The sequence below is a fragment of the Psychroflexus sp. MES1-P1E genome (genome assembly GCF_002836055.1).
Taxonomy (GTDB): domain Bacteria; phylum Bacteroidota; class Bacteroidia; order Flavobacteriales; family Flavobacteriaceae; genus Psychroflexus.
Genome location: NZ_PJBS01000302.1, coordinates 1 through 1,107, shown reverse-complemented (window position 1 = coordinate 1,107; position 1,107 = coordinate 1). Strand labels below are relative to the sequence as shown.

Here is a 1,107-nt window from a genome sequence, read left to right as displayed (position 1 = left end):
TGTTATTTCTATGTCTTTTATACTATTATTGTACTTATAGAAACGATGATACGAATTTGTGGTTCTAGCACCAGATTTCTTTCTAAGCGTTAACATTTTATACTTTCTGAGTACCTTAAAAAGAGTATCTCTACCAACGTTAAGATTGGCTTTAATAAATTCTTGATTTAATGATTTCATAAGTTTACGCGCACCTTCTCTAGGAAGGGATTTGCGTCTTTTTCTAACGATGTTTATAATCTGTTGTTCTAGTTCTAAAGGTATAGCAGCTCTAGATTTGTATTTATAATATGCATCACGTTTAAGCCCAAAACAATTAGAGATACTAGTTAAAGAAGCAAATCCCTTAGATTTTTCTTTGGCTTTGATTAAGGCTTTATACTTAGCTTTTTTTTTAGCTCATTAACAGATTTGTAGCCTAGATCTTCAGATGCTACTTCTAGATAAGAATCTTGTACCATAGCATCGAGATCCTTTTTTAGTAGTAGTTTTTTTAGCTGTTCAATTTCTTTTTGAAGCGTTTTAATTCTAGATATTTCGTCTTTAGTTTCCACTTTTACTCTGGTATTCATTAAATCTTTACGATTGTACTTTTTAATCCACACATTTACTGTTGTAAGTGCAATAGAATAGAGTTTGCAAAGTTCACTTTTTGTGTACTTTCCAACACTAAGTTCGGCTAAAATTTTTAATTTAAAAGGTTCACTGTAACGTCTAATTACTTTGTCATTTCTGTACATAATGTTTAAAATTATGTAGCCTTTATTCAGGACGGGGCAGAATAGCATACAACGGTATTTTATAAGATTTGTGCGACGTAAAAATTGGAGATTTTTCCGCCGAGCAATATTTTTATTGAATGTTTGTCGGTTTGTACTAAATCCGATTTGAGCATAAATTTCATGAGTTGTTAAGCACAGTTTTTATCCAATTCTTGTTCCATTATTAACTTTTCTTTCAGGTTCAATTAGAGTTACTTCTTTCTTGTCACCAACTCCTCCTAGAACAAGACATTCACTCATAATATTTGCTATTTGTTTAGGTGGGAAATTTATAACTGCTATTACTTGTTTACTAATTAAATCTTTAGGATTATAAAGGTCAGTT

At 30.7% G+C, this 1,107-nt stretch carries 1 protein-coding gene and 2 pseudogenes; all 3 read right to left on the bottom strand.

Annotation, left to right across the window (positions count from 1 at the left end; genetic code table 11):
- Window positions 1-180: pseudogene (locus tag CXF67_RS18475) on the bottom strand (IS3-like element ISElsp1 family transposase); the annotation flags it as partial.
- Between the two features lie 188 nt (window positions 181-368).
- On the bottom strand, window positions 369-788 hold the full coding sequence (locus CXF67_RS09915; RefSeq protein WP_257984654.1) for a transposase: 420 nt from the start codon (window positions 786-788) through the stop codon (window positions 369-371).
- 135 nt (window positions 789-923) lie between these two features.
- Window positions 924-1,107 (bottom strand): annotated as a pseudogene (locus CXF67_RS09910) (tRNA-binding protein); the annotation flags it as partial.